This is a genomic window from Ureibacillus thermosphaericus, assembly GCF_002370195.2.
Classification (GTDB): Bacteria; Bacillota; Bacilli; order Bacillales_A; family Planococcaceae; genus Ureibacillus; species Ureibacillus thermosphaericus.
Window position 1 is genome coordinate 2,131,331 of the sequence record NZ_AP018335.1, and the last position, 19,271, is coordinate 2,150,601.

The 19,271-nt window shown below is 35.7% G+C and carries 17 protein-coding genes and 1 riboswitch; of the genes, 14 read left to right on the top strand and 3 right to left on the bottom strand.

The window, feature by feature from the left end:
* Window positions 1-28 precede the first annotated feature (28 nt).
* From UtA1_RS10230 to UtA1_RS10255, 6 genes are all read left to right on the top strand, one after another.
* The gene (locus tag UtA1_RS10230; RefSeq protein WP_016839355.1) at window positions 29-256 is read left to right on the top strand and encodes a YozE family protein; all 228 of its coding nucleotides are present in this window, start codon (window positions 29-31) and stop codon (window positions 254-256) included.
* Window positions 257-333: 77 nt separating this feature from the next.
* Complete coding sequence (deoD, locus tag UtA1_RS10235; RefSeq protein ID WP_016839356.1) at window positions 334-1,050, top strand: purine-nucleoside phosphorylase; 717 nt, start codon at window positions 334-336, stop codon at window positions 1,048-1,050.
* Window positions 1,051-1,235: 185 nt separating this feature from the next.
* Window positions 1,236-2,711 (top strand): lmo1851 family serine protease, encoded by a 1,476-nt coding sequence (locus UtA1_RS10240; protein WP_016839357.1) that lies wholly within the window; start codon window positions 1,236-1,238, stop codon window positions 2,709-2,711.
* A gap of 72 nt (window positions 2,712-2,783) precedes the next feature.
* Entirely contained in the window at window positions 2,784-3,686 is a 903-nt protein-coding gene (locus UtA1_RS10245; protein WP_096550931.1) for a CobW family GTP-binding protein, read from the top strand.
* Between the two features lie 229 nt (window positions 3,687-3,915).
* Window positions 3,916-4,887: a CAP domain-containing protein gene (locus UtA1_RS10250; protein WP_096550932.1), complete on the top strand. Its 972-nt coding sequence runs from the start codon at window positions 3,916-3,918 to the stop codon at window positions 4,885-4,887.
* A 423-nt stretch (window positions 4,888-5,310) separates the two neighbouring features.
* The gene (locus UtA1_RS10255; RefSeq protein ID WP_016839360.1) at window positions 5,311-6,387 is read left to right on the top strand and encodes an undecaprenyldiphospho-muramoylpentapeptide beta-N-acetylglucosaminyltransferase; all 1,077 of its coding nucleotides are present in this window, start codon (window positions 5,311-5,313) and stop codon (window positions 6,385-6,387) included.
* Window positions 6,388-6,461: 74 nt separating this feature from the next.
* On the opposite strand, the gene UtA1_RS17185 is transcribed toward UtA1_RS10255, so the two are convergent.
* Both UtA1_RS17185 and UtA1_RS10265 read right to left on the bottom strand, forming a co-directional pair.
* Window positions 6,462-6,605: a hypothetical protein gene (locus UtA1_RS17185; RefSeq protein ID WP_172597779.1), complete on the bottom strand. Its 144-nt coding sequence runs from the start codon at window positions 6,603-6,605 to the stop codon at window positions 6,462-6,464.
* A 469-nt stretch (window positions 6,606-7,074) separates the two neighbouring features.
* A complete protein-coding gene (locus UtA1_RS10265; RefSeq protein WP_016839204.1) occupies window positions 7,075-7,623 on the bottom strand; it encodes a GNAT family N-acetyltransferase in 549 nt (182 codons plus the stop codon).
* Window positions 7,624-8,291: 668 nt separating this feature from the next.
* On the opposite strand from UtA1_RS10265, the gene UtA1_RS10270 reads away from it, so the two are divergent.
* The 7 genes from UtA1_RS10270 (at window position 8,292) to UtA1_RS10300 (ending at window position 17,559) form a co-directional block, all read left to right on the top strand.
* Complete coding sequence (locus UtA1_RS10270; RefSeq protein ID WP_016839205.1) at window positions 8,292-8,963, top strand: response regulator transcription factor; 672 nt, start codon at window positions 8,292-8,294, stop codon at window positions 8,961-8,963.
* Window positions 8,960-10,351, top strand: coding sequence for a HAMP domain-containing sensor histidine kinase (locus UtA1_RS10275; protein WP_016839206.1), 1,392 nt, complete (start codon window positions 8,960-8,962; stop codon window positions 10,349-10,351). The genes UtA1_RS10270 and UtA1_RS10275 overlap by 4 nt, the downstream gene beginning before the upstream one ends.
* 198 nt (window positions 10,352-10,549) lie before the next feature.
* Window positions 10,550-13,354, top strand: coding sequence for a 2-oxoglutarate dehydrogenase E1 component (locus tag UtA1_RS10280; RefSeq protein ID WP_096550933.1), 2,805 nt, complete (start codon window positions 10,550-10,552; stop codon window positions 13,352-13,354).
* A gap of 58 nt (window positions 13,355-13,412) precedes the next feature.
* On the top strand, window positions 13,413-14,660 hold the full coding sequence (gene odhB / locus UtA1_RS10285) for a 2-oxoglutarate dehydrogenase complex dihydrolipoyllysine-residue succinyltransferase (protein WP_016839208.1): 1,248 nt from the start codon (window positions 13,413-13,415) through the stop codon (window positions 14,658-14,660).
* 134 nt (window positions 14,661-14,794) lie between these two features.
* A riboswitch (Lysine riboswitch) is annotated at window positions 14,795-14,972 on the top strand.
* A gap of 103 nt (window positions 14,973-15,075) precedes the next feature.
* A complete protein-coding gene (locus tag UtA1_RS10290) occupies window positions 15,076-15,939 on the top strand; it encodes a transporter substrate-binding domain-containing protein (RefSeq protein ID WP_016839209.1) in 864 nt (287 codons plus the stop codon).
* Window positions 15,940-16,070: 131 nt separating this feature from the next.
* Entirely contained in the window at window positions 16,071-16,817 is a 747-nt protein-coding gene (locus tag UtA1_RS10295; RefSeq protein ID WP_016839210.1) for an amino acid ABC transporter permease, read from the top strand.
* A 4-nt stretch (window positions 16,818-16,821) separates the two neighbouring features.
* A complete protein-coding gene (locus UtA1_RS10300) occupies window positions 16,822-17,559 on the top strand; it encodes an amino acid ABC transporter ATP-binding protein (protein WP_016839211.1) in 738 nt (245 codons plus the stop codon).
* Window positions 17,560-17,787: 228 nt separating this feature from the next.
* On the opposite strand, the gene UtA1_RS10305 is transcribed toward UtA1_RS10300, so the two are convergent.
* A complete protein-coding gene (locus UtA1_RS10305) occupies window positions 17,788-18,546 on the bottom strand; it encodes an alpha/beta fold hydrolase (RefSeq protein ID WP_016839212.1) in 759 nt (252 codons plus the stop codon).
* A gap of 504 nt (window positions 18,547-19,050) precedes the next feature.
* Here UtA1_RS10305 and UtA1_RS10310 point away from each other — a divergent pair.
* Entirely contained in the window at window positions 19,051-19,248 is a 198-nt protein-coding gene (locus UtA1_RS10310) for a DUF6501 family protein (protein WP_016839213.1), read from the top strand.
* The last annotated feature ends 23 nt before the right edge of the window (window positions 19,249-19,271 follow it).

Sequence of the window (19,271 nt, forward strand, 5' to 3'; positions counted from 1 at the left end):
ATTTAACTAGATAGGCGGGAGGTACTGAATGAGTCAAAGTTTTTATCAATTTGTCCTTTCTTATCGTGGAGGAGATTTATCGGATCCAAAAACTCGGTTTGCTGAGAAAATGTTTCAAGATCACAGTTTTCCCAAAATTAGCCGTTCTTTTGAAGAGCTGTCCAGTTACATTGAAACATTAGCAGATGATGATTTATCCACGAATGCTTTTGACGAACTATGGGAAATTTATCGCATGAAAAATGATGGTGAATGAGTAACAAATTATTCATTGCATAATTTTTGAAAAATAAGTATATTTTAGTTTGAAATCATTGAAATGAGGGGAAGCCATTGAGTATTCATATTAATGCGAAACCTGGAGAAATTGCAGATATTGTCTTACTTCCTGGAGATCCGTTACGAGCAAAATATATTGCAGAAAAATTTTTAGAAAACGCGACATGCTATAATGAAGTGCGCAACATGTTTGGATTTACAGGAACGTATAAAGGTCACAGAATTTCTGTGCAAGGAACGGGAATGGGGGTTCCGTCCATTTCTATTTATATTACGGAATTAATGCAAGATTATGGAGTAAAAAAATTAATTCGCGTTGGTACTTGTGGCGCTCTGCAAAAAGATGTAAAAGTGCGGGATGTGATTTTAGCCCAATCCGCTTCCACAGATTCCAAAATGAATGAAATTATTTTTAATGGAATTGACTTTGCGCCTACAGCTAATTTTGATTTGCTATTAAAAGCTTATAACGCTGGATTGAAAGCTGGTTTGAATTTGAAAGTTGGTAATGTTTTTACAGCTGATATGTTTTATTCAGATGAAAATCAAAATGAAAAGTTAGCGCGTTATGGGGTTTTAGCAGTGGAAATGGAGACAGCAGCCCTTTACACATTAGCTGCTAAGTACGGAAGACAAGCCCTTTCCGTATTGACAGTTTCAGATCATATTTTGACAGGCGAAATGACGACTGCAGAAGAAAGGCAAACAACGTTTAATGATATGATTCAAGTGGCGTTAGAAGCTGCAATAGAAAATGAATCAGCCATCTAAAAAATATTTATTAACATTTTGATATAGAATTTAAATATTGGATATTGCTGTCACATATAAATTCAATGAAACTAAAAATATGTTGACTGTCATTAAATATTGACAGTCTTTTTCTTTTCGGAAAAGCTTGAAACTGTTAATATGGAAATATCGTAAAAGAAAGTGTATATGAGAGTGGTGAAACTATGGAAGAACAAAATCAACAAGAGAAAGAAATACAACAAGAACAAGTCAAACCAGCTACGAGATTTATTCGGTTAAAACCATTTACTTTTATTATGATGATGTTTTTAACAATTCTTTTCACATCAGTATTAACGATATTTGCATTAACTTTTGGAGATGAAAAAGTTGTAGAAGTAGCGGTTCCAGTTGAAAGAGAAGAATTTTCACAGCTATACGATGCCTATGATGAACTAAAAGAAAAATATTATACGGAAATAGATGATGAAAAAATTATTCACGGTGCCATTAATGGTATGTTTGACGCACTAGACGATCCATATTCTGATTACATGGAAAAAGAAGAAGCAGAACAATTTAATTCTGATCTTTCATCGAGTTTTCAAGGAATCGGTGCAGAAATTCAAGAACGAAATGGAAATATTGTTGTTGTTTCGCCCATAAAAAATTCACCAGCTGAAAAAGCAGGGCTATTACCTGAAGATATTATATTATCTGTAGATGGACAAAGTTTACAAGGAATGAGTGCTACTGAAGCAGTGCTCTTAATTCGCGGCCAAAAAGGAACTCCTGTCAACTTAACAATCAAGCGGGGAGAATCCGATGAATTAATTGAAATGACAATTATTCGCGATGAAATACCGATTGAAACGGTATATGGTGAAATGGGAGAGGACAAAATAGCTCATATTCAAATTACTTCTTTCAGTGATAAGACTTATGAAGAATTACTGAAGATTCTTGAACAATTTGAAGCAGAAGGTATGAAGAGCATCATATTAGATGTAAGACAAAATCCTGGTGGATATTTAAACGCTGCGATTGAAATTTCAAACTTATTTATTGAAGAAGGTAAACCGATTGTCCAATTACAAGGGCGCAAAGGTGAGCCAGAAGTTGTGTTAAGTGAAGGCGGAAAAAAATATAAATTTCCAATTGTGGTGTTAATAGATAACGGAAGTGCTTCTGCTTCTGAGATACTAGCAGGAGCTTTAAAAGAATCAGCTAATGCTAAAATTGTTGGTTTGAATTCTTTTGGAAAAGGGACTGTTCAAACGGTGACTGAAATGCCAGATGGTTCAAATTTAAAATATACGACGGGCAAATGGTTAACGCCAAAAGGGAACTGGATTCATGAAAAAGGAATCAAACCAGATGTAGAAGTGCCTTATCCTGAATATATGAGTATTGCTTATGTCGATCCTAAAAATGAATTACAAAAAGGCGTTGTATCGAATTATGTAAAAGCGGCGGAACAAATGCTTGATGCCCTTGGATATAGCGTTGGAACTATCGACACTACTTTTGATGCTGCAACAGAAGCGGCAGTACTTCAGTTCCAAAAGGACAAAGGGCTAGAACGTACAGGTAAAATTTCAGGAGATACAACGTATGAATTAATGGATGCATTACGTGAAAAAATTGAAAAAGAAGATCCACACATTTTAAAAGCAAAAGAATTGCTACAAGTTCAATAATGGTTACAATGAAAAGAGCTGCATTCTTAACATTGAATGACAGCTCTTCTCTTATGAATGGAGGAATATCACGTGAAAGACGTTTATTTATTTAGCGGATTTTTAGGAAGCGGTAAAACTTCCATGTTGGTGGACGTTTTACGCCAATTGAAAGAAGAAGGCTATAAACCAGCCGTTATTATGAATGAACTTGGGGAAATTCCTTTTGATTCTCAAGCAGTGGATGATGAAGTTCCGTTAAAGGAAATACTTGACAGTTGTATTTGTTGTACTGGTGGAGAGAAAACGGAAGCTCAAATTCAAACATTGCTTTACGAAGCAGATTTTGATGTGCTGATTATTGAGACAACGGGAGCTGCACATCCTGTAGAAGCGTTGGATGCCGTATATTCTCCGTTATTTGCTGAACTGTTAAATATTAAGGGGATTGTCACGGTAGCAGACAGTAAACGATGGTTAGAGCGTGAACAGCTCACTCCACAAGCAAGAAGCCTCTTTTTGGAACAAATTCGCCATGCTCATTTGATTCTTGCCAATAAGAGCGATTTATTAACAGAAGCGGAAAAAGCAAACGTTGTGTTTGAATTGCAAGGACTTAATCCCAATGCGTTTATATTGCAAACAACAAATGGACGAGTTCCTTTGAAATTACTGAAAAACATGCAAGCTACAGCATTAAATAAAGAAATAGAACCGGCTCAAATCGGCAGACATTTGCATTTAAGTTCTCGAGTGATTGAATTTCAAAAAGGCTTTACTCAAGAAGAATTTGAAGAATGGGTTAGGGGACTTCCGCCGACAGTTTATCGTATGAAAGGTTATGTACCCATTGAAGGAATGCAATATCCAATGTTATTCCAATATGCATATGGTTTAGTTCAATGGATGCCAGAATATATGAATATGCCGCCAAAAATTGTGATGATTGGCGAAGATGTACAATCTATATCAGTGATTGGTGAAAAGAAAGAATAGTTAAAGATGTAAAATTCGTAATAAAAATGACTTATTTCTATCATTCTTTCTATTTGTCAATAGATTTTTGTTAGAAATATATTTTATTGCTGTAAAATGCTGTATATTTATTTTTCTGAAAACTCTTTATATCTTTGATTCGAAAATTATTTGGTTTTTCTACCAACATATGGACCATTTTTTTCAAATTTTCTCCTTTATGATAGAGGACAGAAAGGGGAGAACGATAATGAAAAAATGGTTCATTACTTTTTGCGCATTATTTTTATTTGCAACGGTTATACCTCAAGTAAGTGCAGCTGATTTAGGAGAGGGAAAATCTGGACATCTATTCGGAAACGTTCAAGTAATTAAATTTGAAAATAAAAATGGCATCATTGTTAAAACAATTGAAGAATTAGCGTTAACAGAAGTGCCATTAAAAAATGTGCCAGAAACAATTCAACTGGCGAAAAATACAGCAGAAAAAATTATTTCACAGTTGCATAAAGCAACGAAACAACCTAATCAATCTGAAAAACAAGAAAAGCCGGTAGTAAATGAAACAAAACCAACAGTGCCTACACAAAAAGAAGGTGTAAATTCTCCAAGTCAAAAGGAACAACATAATCCTTCAACTCCAGTAGAGCAAAATGTAGAAACACCTTCAAATAAAGGGTTAAATAACGAACAGTTAAAACAAATATTGGATCAATATCTAAAAGAATATCAATCAAACTTTAATGGTGAAAAAACTGTCACACCAGCGCCAACAACTCCTAGTCAACCTGTTCAAACACCAGAGGTAAAAGAAGAACCAACAATCTCTCAACCTACTAACCAAGTATCTGAATTTGAACGTCAAGTAGTGGAGTTAACGAATGCCGAACGGGCAAAAGCAGGTTTAAAACCGCTTACGATGTATGCGCCATTGATGGCAGTAGCCAAGGCAAAATCTCAAGATATGGCGAATTTAGGGTATTTCTCTCACACAAGCCCAACATACGGTAGCCCATTTGATCAAATGCGCGCGGCAGGCATTCAATATCGTGCTGCAGGTGAAAATATTGCTCAAGGTCAAAGAACTCCTGAACAGGTAGTTAATGCTTGGATGAATTCTCCAGGCCATAGAGCAAACATTTTAAATGCCAATTACACACATATTGGTGTAGGTTTCGTTGAAAATGGATACTACTGGACACAACAATTTATCCAAATGTAACGAAAACGAGTGAAAATCATCCATCTAATTGATGGATGATTTTTTTGAGCTTTTTTCGTATGGAAAAGTTTTAAGAAATAAGTACAGGAGAATTTATCGCATGGGTGAAAGCTTCATTTATGTGGATTGGCTAATAAATGTGAGGGATTGGTCAATATATTGTCGGATTTGGCCAATATGTACCCAAGAATGACCAATATCACATAGAGTAACGCTTCATTTATTGGGATTAGCTAATAAACTACTGAAAGTGCCTAACTCTCCATAACAGAAGCATCATTTTATCCAAATGTGAAATTCCGTTGTTTCTATCGTGTTTTATGATAAAATCAGTGTTGGTGGCTTCATGTACTGCTTTAATGAAGCATAATGTAAACAAGAAGTTTGAACATAACGTAGTTTCATGAGAATAGGAGAATTTTTGTGAGCGAAAAAACAATCGTTTTAACTGGTGGGGGAACTGCTGGTCACGTCTCGTTAAATGAGGCAATCATTCCTTCTCTTCAAGCGGAGGGATACACAGTTCATTACATCGGTTCACATCATGGTATTGAAAAGGAATTAATTACTGATAGTTTTCCTGAAGTTCCTTACCATAGCATTTCAAGTGGTAAATTAAGAAGATATTTTTCATTAAAAAACTTCACAGATCCTTTTAAAGTTTTAGCGGGAATCGGTCAAGCGTTTTCGATTATAAAAAAAGTGAAACCTTCCATTGTTTTTTCTAAAGGTGGATTCGTTTCCGTACCAGTTGTGATTGCAGCAAAATTGTTGAATATTCCAGTAGTCATTCATGAATCGGATGTGACGCCAGGTCTTGCAAATAAATTAGCTCAACCTTTTGCTTCTCATATTTTTACGGTTTTTAAGGAAACATTAAAATATATACCTGCGAATAAAGCAACATGTACCGGTTCTGTTGTTCGGGAACAGCTGTTTAAAGGAAGCAAAATGAGGGGATTAAAACTTTGTCAATTTGAAAGCAAAAAGCCGGTGTTGCTTGTTATGGGTGGTAGTTTAGGTTCCGTCGTGTTAAATGACGCAATCCGAAGCAATCTACCAGAGCTTTTAAAGGACTACAACGTCATTCACCTTTGTGGTAAAGGGAATGTTGATTCATCCTTATTAGAATTAAAAGGATATAAGCAGTTCGAATACGTGACATCGGAATTACCAGATTTAATTAACGCGGCAGATTTCGTTGTATCGCGTGCAGGTTCAAATTCCATCTTTGAATTTTTAGCACTGAAAAAACCAATGTTACTTATTCCGTTATCATCCGCAAAAAGCCGAGGCGATCAAATTTTAAATGCAAAATTATTTAAAAATCAAGGTTTTGCGGAAGTATTGGAAGAAGAAAATTTAACGAAGCAAACATTTTTGGAATCCCTTCAAACATTAATTCAAAATAAAGAATCCATTTTAGAAGCGATGGCGAAAGCGGAAAGACCGAAAACTCCGAAAGAAATGGTAAATTTAATTTTAAAATATGAAAAATAAAATCGAGTAGGAGGGAGCGATTAACTCCGTCCTCTCACACCACCGTACGTACGGTTCCGTATACGGCGGTTCAATTAAGATGATTGACGCAAGTCTTTATAACTTCCGTGAATAGCTGTTCTCTTTATGCCAGTGGTCACTCCACCCTCCAAGAGGTCTCCCACGGGATTCACCGCTTCCTTCCTCAAGTGAGGTACTACGTTTTCTGTGTTCATCATGACTCACTGAATGCCAAGGGCTATTCTCTCTTAATTGTTCGGTCCTTCTTAGTAGTTCTAAACCAACTAATACTATGACCTCTGCTGACTTCTGACGGTTCAGCTACTTATCACTAAGTAGGTTATGAAGCGTACTTCACATATCCGCCAGACCTCCCCGGGTAAGAATGTAATCTTTCCTTCCATCTATCTGCTTCATTTACTCTGTACCACCTTTGGCAGAAAGGACTTTGTTTTGTTTAGCAAACTCATCCAATGATACCTAGCCTTATATGAAGTTCGTGTTCCTCAGACCGGAAGTTTGCCGCTCGCTTCCTTCAGATTCCGCGTCACCACGGACACCCTTGCGTTAAGCTAACTGTTACTTCTGCCTTCACAGTTCGGGACTTACACCCTATAGATTACACCCATGCCAGGCGCACTAAAAACACCAAATCTCCTTTTTGAGATTTGGTGTTGATTTCATTTATTAAATTACTTGTTCTTCCGTATCTTCTTGCTCATGAGCCGTTACTAAATAAAATAAATCTTTTGGAATTTTATATAAATCATATTTTGCTTCGCCAGCATTAATTTCCTCATATAAAGTTGGATGTAATTCATTAGCGGAAATTACATATTGCAACTTTAAGGAGGCACGTTTCGATTTTTCATTTTCTTTCCGAATTCTTAAAAAAACGGTATGGAAATTATATTTGAAAAATATTTCGGATAAGAATTCTTTTTTTGCTATCTGATTGTATCCTTTTCCTTGGAATGGGGCGCCAATCCAAGTGCCTAAAAATCCAGCGCCATCTTCAATATCATACAAACTTATTGTTCCAATGGGTTGACCCCATTCATCAAGAATCGTTCTTGATATCGTTTTGCCTAAAGCCTCTTCTTCAATAATTTGTTTAGTCATAAATAGATATTCCTCTGGGCTCGTCGCTTTATGACGAACATACGGGAAAACCGACGGGTGTATGAGTAATTGATACAATTCATTAGTTTCTAATAAATCTCGATGTTTCAGCATGTAAACGCCTCCTTTTTAGGATAGTTGCAAAAAATTTCCAATAACACGAAGAGCAACGACACCAAAAACCTAAAAGTTTAGACGTTATAAACTATAGACATGCATCCATAGTTTTCCCGTTCTAATATTCTAAAAAAATTTTGACCAGTATATCTTATAATAAATATAATCGTTCTTACAAGATTTTGTTTGAAAAAAACCAGTATTTTCTGTGTAAAGTTTGTGAACGTAATAAGAAATATTTTATAAAAAAACCATCGATGTTTCAATAAATGAAATTGTTAATGGTTAAAATAGATTCATTTAGCATAACATCTCTCAAAATTGAAAACTATAGATGTTTTATTTATATAATACCTAGATTGAATAACTCTAAAACTAGGTAAATTTATCGAAATTTGTATCGATATAGGGCATAAACGTAAAATATGCAGATTAGGGAAAAAAGTTACAAGGATGAAATAACTTTTTCAATCGTAGGGCGATTACAGATTATGAGGAAAATTCGATCCAATTCATTAAAAAAAGAGCCACAATTTAAGGTAAACTTAAATTGTGGCTTTCAAAGTTTAAGGATATATTCTTTGTGAAAAAAGTGTTAGGGGTGTCTTGTATTTGGTAATATAACCATTTTTTATAAATTTATACCTTTATGAAAGGTGATTAAAATGAAAAAAATATTGTTAGTGGAAGATGAAAAAAGTATAGCCCGATTTATTGAATTGGAACTTATTCATGAACATTTTGATGTGACAACATGCAGTGATGGCAGAGAAGGCTTACAAAAAGCGCTAAATGAACCTTTCGACTGCATATTGCTTGATGTGATGTTACCTAGTCTCAATGGTGTTGAAGTTTGTCGGCGAATTCGTGCAAATTCCGATGTGCCGATTATTTTATTAACGGCTCGTGATGCGGTTACGGACAGAGTATCAGGATTGGATGCCGGTGCGGATGATTACATTGTTAAGCCTTTTGCGATTGAAGAATTATTAGCTCGAATTCGCTCTGTTTTAAGAAGAGCCAATTGGGGTGAACAACAACGAAAAGTCATTAAAGTAAGAGACCTTGAAATTGATACCGCATCCTATAAAGTAATGTTTGAAGGGAAAAAATTAGATTTAACCAAAACTGAGTATGATTTATTGAAATTGTTGTGTGAAAACAAAAACCGAGTATGTACTCGAGAGTTAATATTAGATAAAGTATGGGGACATAATATGGAAGTGGAAACAAACGTAGTAGATGTTTATATTCGCCATCTACGCTCAAAATTACAGACAGAAAAAGAACCGTATATTGAAACAATTCGTGGCGTTGGGTATGTGGTGAGAGAATGAAAAAAATTAAACAATCAATGTTCCAACTAACATTAAAACAAAAATGGACGTTATCTACTTCACTAGTCATATTTTTTAGTTATGCGACGATTTGTATCATCATCTATTTTGCACTCTATACTTGGCTCATCCATCAAGAGGAATTAAATGCAGTCCGAACTGTTGATGATTTAACGGATTTTTTTCATACCCAAGGCCAATCAATTTCAATCAATGAATTGAAAGACAATACAGGGTTATTGAAGTCAATTGTTCATCAAAATCAAACGGTTCGTCTATATAATATGGATGGTTATGAAGTTTTGAGGATTAATGATTACTCGCCTAGTGCAAACATCAATTATCCGATTGATGAAATACAGAAAACTGTCGTTGAGAAACTATCGCTAGATCATAAAGAAGTCATTGTTGTGAATCGTTTAGTTCAAATCGGATTTTTTCAAGGAATTATTCAATTAATACACCCGCTTGACACGTTTCACTCCATGATGCGTTATGTGTTGACGGTTTTGATAATAGCAGGAATCGGTGCATTGTTCATTGCAGTAACTATGAGTCATTATTTGGTTCATATAATAATGAAGCCATTAAAAGATTTGCGGAATTCCATGACTCGAGTAAAAGAAAAAGGTTTTCAAGAAAATATTCATTTTACTTATCATCATGATGATGAGATTGGTGATTTACTAAAAATTTATCGCTCCATGATGAATGAATTGGAAGTAACTTTTATGCGGCAACAACAATTTGTTTCAGATGCATCTCATGAACTTCGCACACCCATTCAAGCGATTGAAGGACACCTGTCTTTAATTAAGCGATGGGGTAAGGATGATCCACAAGTGTTGGAAGAATCGCTGGATTTGGCAATAGATGAAGTTCAACGCATGAAGAAAATGATTGAGGAATTATTAAGTTTGGCTCGAAATGAAGGAAAAGAAGAAGCTTCCTGTGATATAGAAAAAGTTTTAAATACCGTAATTGAAGAACTTGAAGTTGTTTATTCAAATGCTAAAATGAATGTGGTGTTCGATGGCGAAAAAAGGATGGCACAAATATCAGAGAATGCGTTTGCACAAATTGTAAGAAACATTATCGAAAATGGAATTCGATATAACGAAAATATACCCATTATCCAAATACATGTTCATTATTTTACAGAAAATATTTTTATGACGATACAAGATAATGGTATCGGCATTTCAAGAGAACATTTACCTTTTATATTCGATCGATTTTATCGCGTGGATCGTTCGCGGAGTAATGGAGGTGGAACTGGACTAGGTTTAAGCATCTCAAAAATGTTGGCAAACAAGTATCAAGTTGAAATGGATGTATCGAGTTCAGTAGGAAAGGGCACAACTTTTACATTACGTTTACCTACTTAAAACATTTTTTTAATTCCATTCAAAAAATTTCATCTAAATTTGTGAAAAATAGTTGTATTTTTTATGAAGAGTAGTAAGATTGAAATGGAAAAAAGGTTCTTCTCAAATTGTTATATAAATTTATATTAATAGAAGAATGATTTTTATACTTTCTATTTAAAATGTAATTGCTATTAGCAAAATTTGGAGGTTTTTCTCATGTCGAACAATGTAATTACAACTGGATCTCCTTGGTCAGTATTTTCTGGACCGAACTTAGGGTATGTAATGGAACAATATGAACTGTTCTTACAAAACCCTGACGAAGTTGATTCGGAATTGGCTTCATTATTCCAACAATTTGGTGCTCCAGTACTAGAAGAAACTTCAAGTGGTGCGCAAGTGGCTCAAACAGGAGATTTTAACAAAGTATTGGCAGCTGTAAAATTAGCAGATGCAATACGAGCTTTTGGGCATTATGGAGCGGACGTATACCCACTGAAAGACCGTCCATTAGATTTTTCAAAAATTGAGCCTCAAGCATACGGATTAACAGATGCAGATTTAGCTGAATTACCTGCTTCACTATTCTTAAATAATGTCCCTGCAAACGTTTCCAACGGTAAACAAGCGATTGATTATTTACGTTCACTTTACACTGAAAAAATCGGATTCGAATATGCACATGTAGAAGATCAATCCGAAAGAAATTGGATTCAATCAAAAATTGAATCAGGATTCTTCAAACAAAAACTATCTGCAGATGAGAAAAAAGCCGTATTAGAAAAACTTACTCGCGTTGAAAACTTTGAAAAATTCATTCATAAAACATTCGTTGGTCAAAAAAGATTCTCTATTGAAGGTTTAGATACATTAGTAGTTTTAATTGATGAAATCGTAAAATCCGCAGAAAAAGATCAAATGAAATTTTTACAAATCGGTATGGCACACCGCGGACGTTTAAATGTATTAACACACATCGTAAACAAGCCATACGCTATGATGTTTGCAGATTTCGCACACGTTCCAAACGATTACTTCTTCCCTGAAGATGGTTCAATTGAAATTACAAAAGGTTGGACTGGTGATGTGAAATATCACATGGGTGCAACTTATCACAAACCATCTGGATTAACGGTAAAACTTGCATATAACCCTTCACACTTAGAAGTAGTTAGCCCTGTTGTAACTGGTTCAACGAGAGCAGCACAAGAAGATACATCTAATCCTGGAGAACCAGTGCAAGATACATCAAAAGCACTAGCGGTTCTTGTTCATGGAGATGCAGCATTTAGCGGTGAAGGAATCGTACAAGAAACATTTAACTATGCTGGAACAAAAGGATTCTCTACTGGCGGATCCATCCACATCATCTCCAATAACATGATTGGATTTACAACAGAATATTACGATTCTCGCTCAACACACTATTCATCAGACGTAGCAAAAGGGTACGGTATTCCTATAGTGCACGTGAATGCAGATGATCCTGAAGCAGTAATTCAAGTAGCAAAATTTGCTTTTGAATATCGTCAAATGTTCGGTAAAGATATTTTAATTGACTTAATTGGTTACCGCAGATTTGGACACAATGAAACTGATGATCCGACTGTAACAAATCCAAAAACATACTTAATTGTTGATAAACATCCTACAGTTCGTGAACTTTATGGTGAACGAGTTGTAAATGAAGGTATTGTAACAAAAGAATTCGTAGAACAGCTAAACCAAGAAATTTATGGCGAAATGCAAAAAAGTTACGATCATGTTAAAGCAGTAGGCGAAGAAAAGGGTCATCATCTCGAAGTGGAAATTCCTGAAGAGGTGAAACAACCTTATCCACAATTAGAAACAGGTGTTTCTGCTGAGGAATTAAAACAAATTAACGAAGAACTGTTAGCATGGCCTGAAAACTTTGAGCCTCAAAACAAATTGGCAAGAATTCTAAAAAGACGTGTTGAAGCGCTAGAAACAGGAAAAATTGACTGGGGTCATGCAGAAACATTGGCATTTGCATCAATTTTACGTGAAGGAAACCCAATTCGTCTGACTGGGCAAGATGCTCAACGTGGTACTTTCTCGCAACGCCATTTAGTACTACATGATAAAAATAACGGTTCTGAATGGACGCCATTACACAATATTTCAGGAGCTAAAGCTTCCTTTAGTGTATTCAATTCTCCATTAACAGAAGCGGCAATCGTGGGTTATGAATATGGTTATAACCTGGAAAATGAGAAAGCATTAACAATTTGGGAAGCACAATTCGGGGACTTCGCAAATATGGCTCAAGTAATGTTTGATAACTTCATTACAGCTGCTCGTTCTAAATGGGGTCTTAAATCTGGATTAGTTCTTTTATTACCAAATGGTATGGAAGGACAGGGTCCAGAACACTCTGCAGCACGCATTGAACGTTACTTGCAATTATGTGCTGAAAATAACTGGATTGTTGCAAACTGTTCAAATGCCGGAAACTACTTCCACTTATTACGTCGACAAGCGAAAATGCTTGGAACTGAAGGAGTGCGTCCATTAGTAGTTGCAACACCAAAATCATTATTGCGTCATCCATTAGCTGCAGCTACATTAGAGCAATTATCTGAAGGAAAATTCGAGGAAGTCATTGAACAACCAGGACTCGGACAAAATCCTAAAAAAGTGGAACGCATTATTTTAGCTTCTGGTAAAGTGACAATTGACTTAGCAGAAGCAATTAAAGACGGTGAAGGATTCGAAAAACTTCACATCCTTCGCATTGAACAATTATATCCATTCCCGATGGAAAAACTTTCTGAAATCATTGCGAGATACCCTAACGCGAAAGAAATTGTTTGGGTACAAGAGGAACCTAGAAACCAAGGTCCTTGGAAATTTGCCTTAGAATACTTATTTGAATTAGCTGAAGGCAAAAAAGTACGTTATGTTGGACGTCCAGAAATGTCTTCTACTTCAGAAGGTGACATGGACTCACATAAAGTTGCTCAAGCTAAAGTAATTAACGACGCTTTAGCAGATTTGTAATCTTGCATAATTTACGTTAAGATTTAACAGTGTTGAGAATTAAAGGAGGATATAAAAAGTGGCTGAAATTAAAGTCCCTGAATTAGCAGAATCGATTACGGAAGGTACAATTGCACAATGGGTGAAAAAAGTTGGAGATCGCGTTGAGAAAGGCGAATTCATTGTTGAATTAGAAACAGATAAAGTAAATGCAGAAATTATTTCTGAAGAAGCAGGAGTATTAACTCAAATTTTAGCTGAAGAAGGCGATACAGTATTAGTTGGCCAAACAATTGCGATCGTTGAGCCTGTTGAAGGTGGAGCTGAACCTACTCCAGCACCTCAAGCAGAACCTGCAAAAGAAGCGGTTAAAGAGGAACAACCACAAGCTCCTCAAGCACAACCAGCACAAGCTGCACCGGTTGTTGAGGAAACATCTAATGAGCGCGTAGTAGCTTCACCAGCTGCACGTAAACTTGCTCGTGAAAAAGGCATTGATTTAGCAGCAATTTCACCAGTAGACCCACAAGGCCGAGTTCGTGTACAAGATGTTGCTGCTCATGCTGCTAAACCAGCACAACCAGTGCAAGCAGCACAACCTGTAGCACCTGCTGTAACTGTAGATGAATCTCGCGTTACAGTTGAAAGAATGAGCCGTCGACGTCAAACAATTGCAAAACGTCTTCTTGAAGTTAAACAAAATACGGCAATGTTAACAACATTCAACGAAATTGACATGACAAATGTAATGGAATTACGTAAACGTAAGCAAGAACAATTTGTGAATGAGAATGGTATTAAACTTGGATTCATGTCATTCTTCACAAAAGCAGTAGTTGCTGCATTGAAAAAATACCCTTATGTAAATGCACAAATTGTTGGTGATGAAATTCATAAATTTAACATTTATGATATCGGTATTGCGGTATCTACAGAAGAAGGTTTAGTAGTTCCAGTTGTACGTGATGCAGATCGCAAAAACTTCGCTGAAATTGAAAGAGAAATTGCAGAACTTGCTCAAAAAGCACGTGAAAAGAAATTAGCAATTTCTGATTTACAAGGCGGAACATTTACAATTACAAATGGCGGTATCTTTGGTTCATTAGCTTCAACACCGATTATCAATGGTACGCAAGCAGGTATCCTTGGTATGCACTCAATTGTAAACCGTCCAGTAGCTGTAAACGGCCAAGTTGAAATTCGTCCAATGATGTATGTGGCACTTTCATACGATCATCGAATCATTGATGGTAAAGATTCAGTTGGATTCTTAAAAACAGTTAAAGAATTAATCGAAAATCCTGAAGATTTACTTCTAAATTCATAAGAAAATGTATAATATACTCCCCAACTATTTTTGGGGAGTATATTTGGTACTATTAAACTTTTCCTATTTGTTATTGACAAGTAAACACCATTTAGGTTATGCTTCTCTTAACAATTGAATATTCTAGCCTCACTTGGTAGGGTAGAGGCGCGGTATTTATTAGTTTCTCATGGAGCTTGAGCGAGTGAAGAAGTGGGAAAGAAGGAAATATCGCCGAAGTGTAGTTATTTGCTCAGATAACTATGCTGGGGTTACAGTGAATAACTGTAACACTGTCTTACATGTTTATATGTAAGGTGTGCTATTCCAAAGTGGAACTAGAGGTATTAGTCTAACAAATTGATGCGACCTTAAGTTCTTCTTAGGTCGCTTTTTATTTGTGAAGCTAAGCTAAACAGAGACAGGGGGAATTAAGATGAAAAAGAAATTATTGCTACTTTTCATAACCATGATGACGGTTCTCGTTCTTGCAGCATGTGGTTCAGGAAACAAAGAATCAACAGGTGGAGAATCACAAAAAGATTCAGAATCTTCATCCGAGTCAAAAAGTGTATTAAGAGTAGGTATGGAAGCTGCTTATGCACCATTTAACTGGTCTCAAAAAGATGACTCAAATGGAGCAGTTCCTATTGCAGATTCTAAAGAGTTTGCAAACGGTTACGATGTTCAAATCGCAAAACGTATTGCTGAAGGATTAGGGATGGAGCTTCAAATTGTAAAAACTGACTGGGATGGTTTAATTCCATCATTACAATCTGGTGCAATTGATGCAGTTATTGCGGGTATGTCACCTACTCCTGAACGCATGGAAGTAATCGATTTTACAGACAACTATTATACGAGTGATTTCGTAATTGTTGTGAAAAAAGATGGTCCATATGCAAATGCAAAATCGATTCATGATTTTGAAGGGGCTAAAGTAACAGCACAACAAGGTACTACTCACTACAAAGTAATCGATCAAATGACTGGCGTTAATAAACAAGTACCAGCTACAGATTTTGGCCAAATGCGAATCCAATTATCTTCTGGTGCAATTGATGCTTATATTTCAGAACGTCCAGAAGGGATGTCTGCTGAGGCAGCAATTGAAGGATTTACTTACATTGTTCCAGAAGACGGATTTGAGGCTGATGAATCTGATACAGCAATCGCTGTTGGCTTGAAAAAAGGTTCGGACTTAAAAGATAAAATTAACGAAATTTTAGCTGGTATTACGGAAGATGAACGTCATCAAATCATGGAAGAAGCTATTAAAAATCAACCATCACAACAATAGTGTGGTGAAAGGTTGTCTTGAGATTTTCTATAAGACAACCTTTTTCCATTTTCCTTCCCTGTAAAGTTATTTACTGTGCTTAACTTTAATTCTTCTAAGTGCGAACAAAAAAACAATAAGGGGATTTCTTTATGTCTTTCTTAGAAACAGTTTGGAATATTTTTCAGAATAACTGGGATTTGTTTTTGCGAGGAGCATGGATTGCATTAATTCTTGCGATATTAGGTACGATTTTTGGTGCGATTATCGGATTTTTCATCGGGGTTATGCACACGATTCCATTGCAAAAAAAATCCTTTAAAACATATGCATTAAAAACTATTAATTTTATACTAACTTGCTATGTTGAACTATTCCGTGGCACTCCAATGATGGTACAAGCGATGGTTGTGTTCTACGGACTCTATGCCATTGATATTCAATTAAATCGCTTTGTTGCTGGTCTAATTGTTATCAGCTTAAATACAGGTGCTTATATGGCAGAGTATGTGCGAGGTGGAATTGTTTCAATCGATAAAGGACAATACGAGGCCAGTGAAGCGATTGGTATGAATCATTTTCAAACAATGTTCTATATTATCCTTCCTCAAGTAGCTCGAAATATTTTACCAGCGACTGGTAACCAGCTCGTTATGAATATAAAGGACTCTTCTGTACTAAGTGTCATTAGTGTAGTTGAATTATTCTTTACAACGAACTCTGTTGCGGGTAGTACATATCGTTATGCAGAAGCATTCTTAATTGCCTGCGTATTGTACTTCATTATGACATTCACTGTAACTCGTATTCTTCTTTGGTTTGAGAAGAAAATGGATGGACCTGATTCGTACCGAGTGGAGCTTGTGACAGGAAACAAGCCGATAAAGGATGGTGAGTAATGCTATGACAGTGGTCATTGATATCAAACATTTAAATAAAACATTCGGCAATCATGAAGTATTGAAAGATGTCAATTTCCAAGTAAGAAAAGGGGAAGTTGTAACGTTAATTGGAGCTTCAGGATCAGGAAAATCCACATTATTGCGTTGCATTAACTTGCTGGAAACTCCTACAGGCGGTGAGATTATTTTTAATGGAGAAAATATTTTAACGGAAGGTTACAATAAAGAAAAATATCGTACGCACTTAGGTATGGTATTCCAGCAGTTTAACTTATTTAATAACTTGGATGTATTAGGGAATTGTATAGTCGGACAAGTAAAAGTATTGAAACGTTCAAAAGAGGAAGCCATAAACAATGCGATGAAATATTTAACGATTGTTGGAATGGATCGCTATAAGAATGCGCGACCTCGACAACTTTCAGGTGGACAAAAACAGAGGGTTGCAATTGCAAGAGCTTTAGCAATGGATCCAGACGTGATGCTATTTGATGAACCGACTTCTGCCCTTGACCCAGAAATGGTAGGGGAAGTACTAAAGGTTATGCGAGACCTTGCGAAGGCCGGAAATACGATGTTAATTGTTACCCATGAAATGGAATTTGCAAAAGAAGTTTCAGATCGAGTCGTATTTATGGATAAAGGGGTCATTGTTGAAGAAGGGCCTCCTGAACAAGTACTAGTCAACCCAATACACGAAAGAACAAAAGAGTTCTTAAGACGAACATTAAATAAATAAGATGGAACGGGGCTGTCCAGAAAGTCAATCACTTTCTGAACAGCCTTATTTCTTAATAGTTATATTCTCTTGAAAACTTTTCTCCTGCGGTGGTCACATCAAACGCGCCTCCTCGTCGCAATTTATCTGCGTCGAAAGCACTAGCGACAGCGCAATTTATTTGCGGCGAAAGCGCTAGCGACAGCCGCAAAGGGGGTGTCTCAAAATGACTTGTTAGACGCCCCCTTTTTAACTTACTTTATTTTGAAATTGTTTGATATGTTGAGCAATGGCTAAATTGAATAGTTCTGGTCGCTCGATATTCGACAAATGTCCTGTATTTTCAAAAATAATTAAATTGGAAGACTTAATCATGTAATGCATCAGATAGGCATTTTGAATAGGTACAACTTTATCTTCTAGTGAACCAATAATCAGTGTTGGCACATTAATGGTCAACAAATCATAAAAATAGTTTCTTCCAAAAGCTGATTGAACGGATTTTAAATACGTATCTTCTCGAATGTGAAAAGCATTCTTTGCTAATTCATAAACCTTTTGTTCTTCAGGATTGTATAAACATTTTTTGATGAGCCGTTCATTCAGTTGTTCGAGTGACGATTTTTTTAAAAATCGTTTTGTTTTTTCAAGAGTAATATTCCCAAGCAAAGTAGGAATATAGTAAGTTGTATTACATAAAATGAGTGATTTTACACGCTTTTTAAAACGCTTACATATTTCTAGTGCAACGATTCCACCGAGTGATAAACCAACAAAATGTGCTTTTTCGATATTTAAATAATCTAATACTTCAATTATGTCTTTTGCAAAAAATTCGACATTGATATTTTCCTTTTCTGGAGAGTCACCATGTCCTCTTAATTCGATGATAATTAATCGATATTGTGTAGTCAGTTCCAATTGGGGAGCCCAAGCTTGTATGCGGTTTCCTAATCCATGAATAAAGACTATTTCTTCACCTGTCCCAACATCTAAGTAGTTTAACATCACGATCACCTATTTCATCAGCGTATGTTGAGAAATCACAGGGATGGTTCACTTGATAGTCTTTGCAAATAACAACAAATTTATCAACCAGAATGGAAAATAACGTTTTCATTATTATATGTAAATTGCACAGAAATGTACCGTGACAACTGTACTTATGTTTGGAAAAGTTTCAATAAGGCTTACTGGTGATGGTTGGCGAATATTTTTTAAAAGGAAAGGGAAGAAAAGTTGCTAGTGCTCAAGAAATGGATTTATCTAAAATTCTACTACAACAGATTTAAACCATATTTTTATTAATAAAGAATCATAAATAAGCATACGATAAATTAAGTAAATCGAAATTACCTAATGGACGACAAAATCCATCAGTATTTGTTAAAATAAATGTGTTAACTGGACAAGAAGTTCATGAGAGATGGTTTTGAAAACTTTCATGTATGTACTTGGCAATTAGATGATATAATTGTAAACGATAGTTTAATGAAGAGAGAGGGTATGATAATGCTACACTTAAAATGGAAGGACGCACCTACTATTCGTACAGTAAAATGTGTGAATACAAATGCGAAAAAATATTTAGTATCTAACGTGTTAACTGTTGGGAAAGAATATGAAGTGAAAAATGAAACAGAAGAATTTATTTTTATAGTTGATAATACTGGAAAAGTAGGCGGGTATTATAAGGAGTACTTCGAATAAATAATAAGCACGAGTGTTTTGTA

Coding starts and splice junctions, on each gene's coding strand:
- UtA1_RS10275 (WP_016839206.1), top strand. CDS start 8,960: ATGAAAAAAATTAAACAATCAATGTTCCAACTAACATTAAAACAAAAA.
- UtA1_RS10230 (WP_016839355.1), top strand. CDS start 29: ATGAGTCAAAGTTTTTATCAATTTGTCCTTTCTTATCGTGGAGGAGAT.
- UtA1_RS10240 (WP_016839357.1), top strand. CDS start 1,236: ATGGAAGAACAAAATCAACAAGAGAAAGAAATACAACAAGAACAAGTC.
- UtA1_RS10310 (WP_016839213.1), top strand. CDS start 19,051: ATGCTACACTTAAAATGGAAGGACGCACCTACTATTCGTACAGTAAAA.
- UtA1_RS10290 (WP_016839209.1), top strand. CDS start 15,076: ATGAAAAAGAAATTATTGCTACTTTTCATAACCATGATGACGGTTCTC.
- UtA1_RS10250 (WP_096550932.1), top strand. CDS start 3,916: ATGAAAAAATGGTTCATTACTTTTTGCGCATTATTTTTATTTGCAACG.
- UtA1_RS10300 (WP_016839211.1), top strand. CDS start 16,822: ATGACAGTGGTCATTGATATCAAACATTTAAATAAAACATTCGGCAAT.
- UtA1_RS10280 (WP_096550933.1), top strand. CDS start 10,550: ATGTCGAACAATGTAATTACAACTGGATCTCCTTGGTCAGTATTTTCT.
- UtA1_RS17185 (WP_172597779.1), bottom strand. CDS start 6,605: ATGATGAACACAGAAAACGTAGTACCTCACTTGAGGAAGGAAGCGGTG.
- UtA1_RS10295 (WP_016839210.1), top strand. CDS start 16,071: ATGTCTTTCTTAGAAACAGTTTGGAATATTTTTCAGAATAACTGGGAT.
- UtA1_RS10265 (WP_016839204.1), bottom strand. CDS start 7,623: ATGCTGAAACATCGAGATTTATTAGAAACTAATGAATTGTATCAATTA.
- UtA1_RS10270 (WP_016839205.1), top strand. CDS start 8,292: ATGAAAAAAATATTGTTAGTGGAAGATGAAAAAAGTATAGCCCGATTT.
- UtA1_RS10305 (WP_016839212.1), bottom strand. CDS start 18,546: ATGTTAAACTACTTAGATGTTGGGACAGGTGAAGAAATAGTCTTTATT.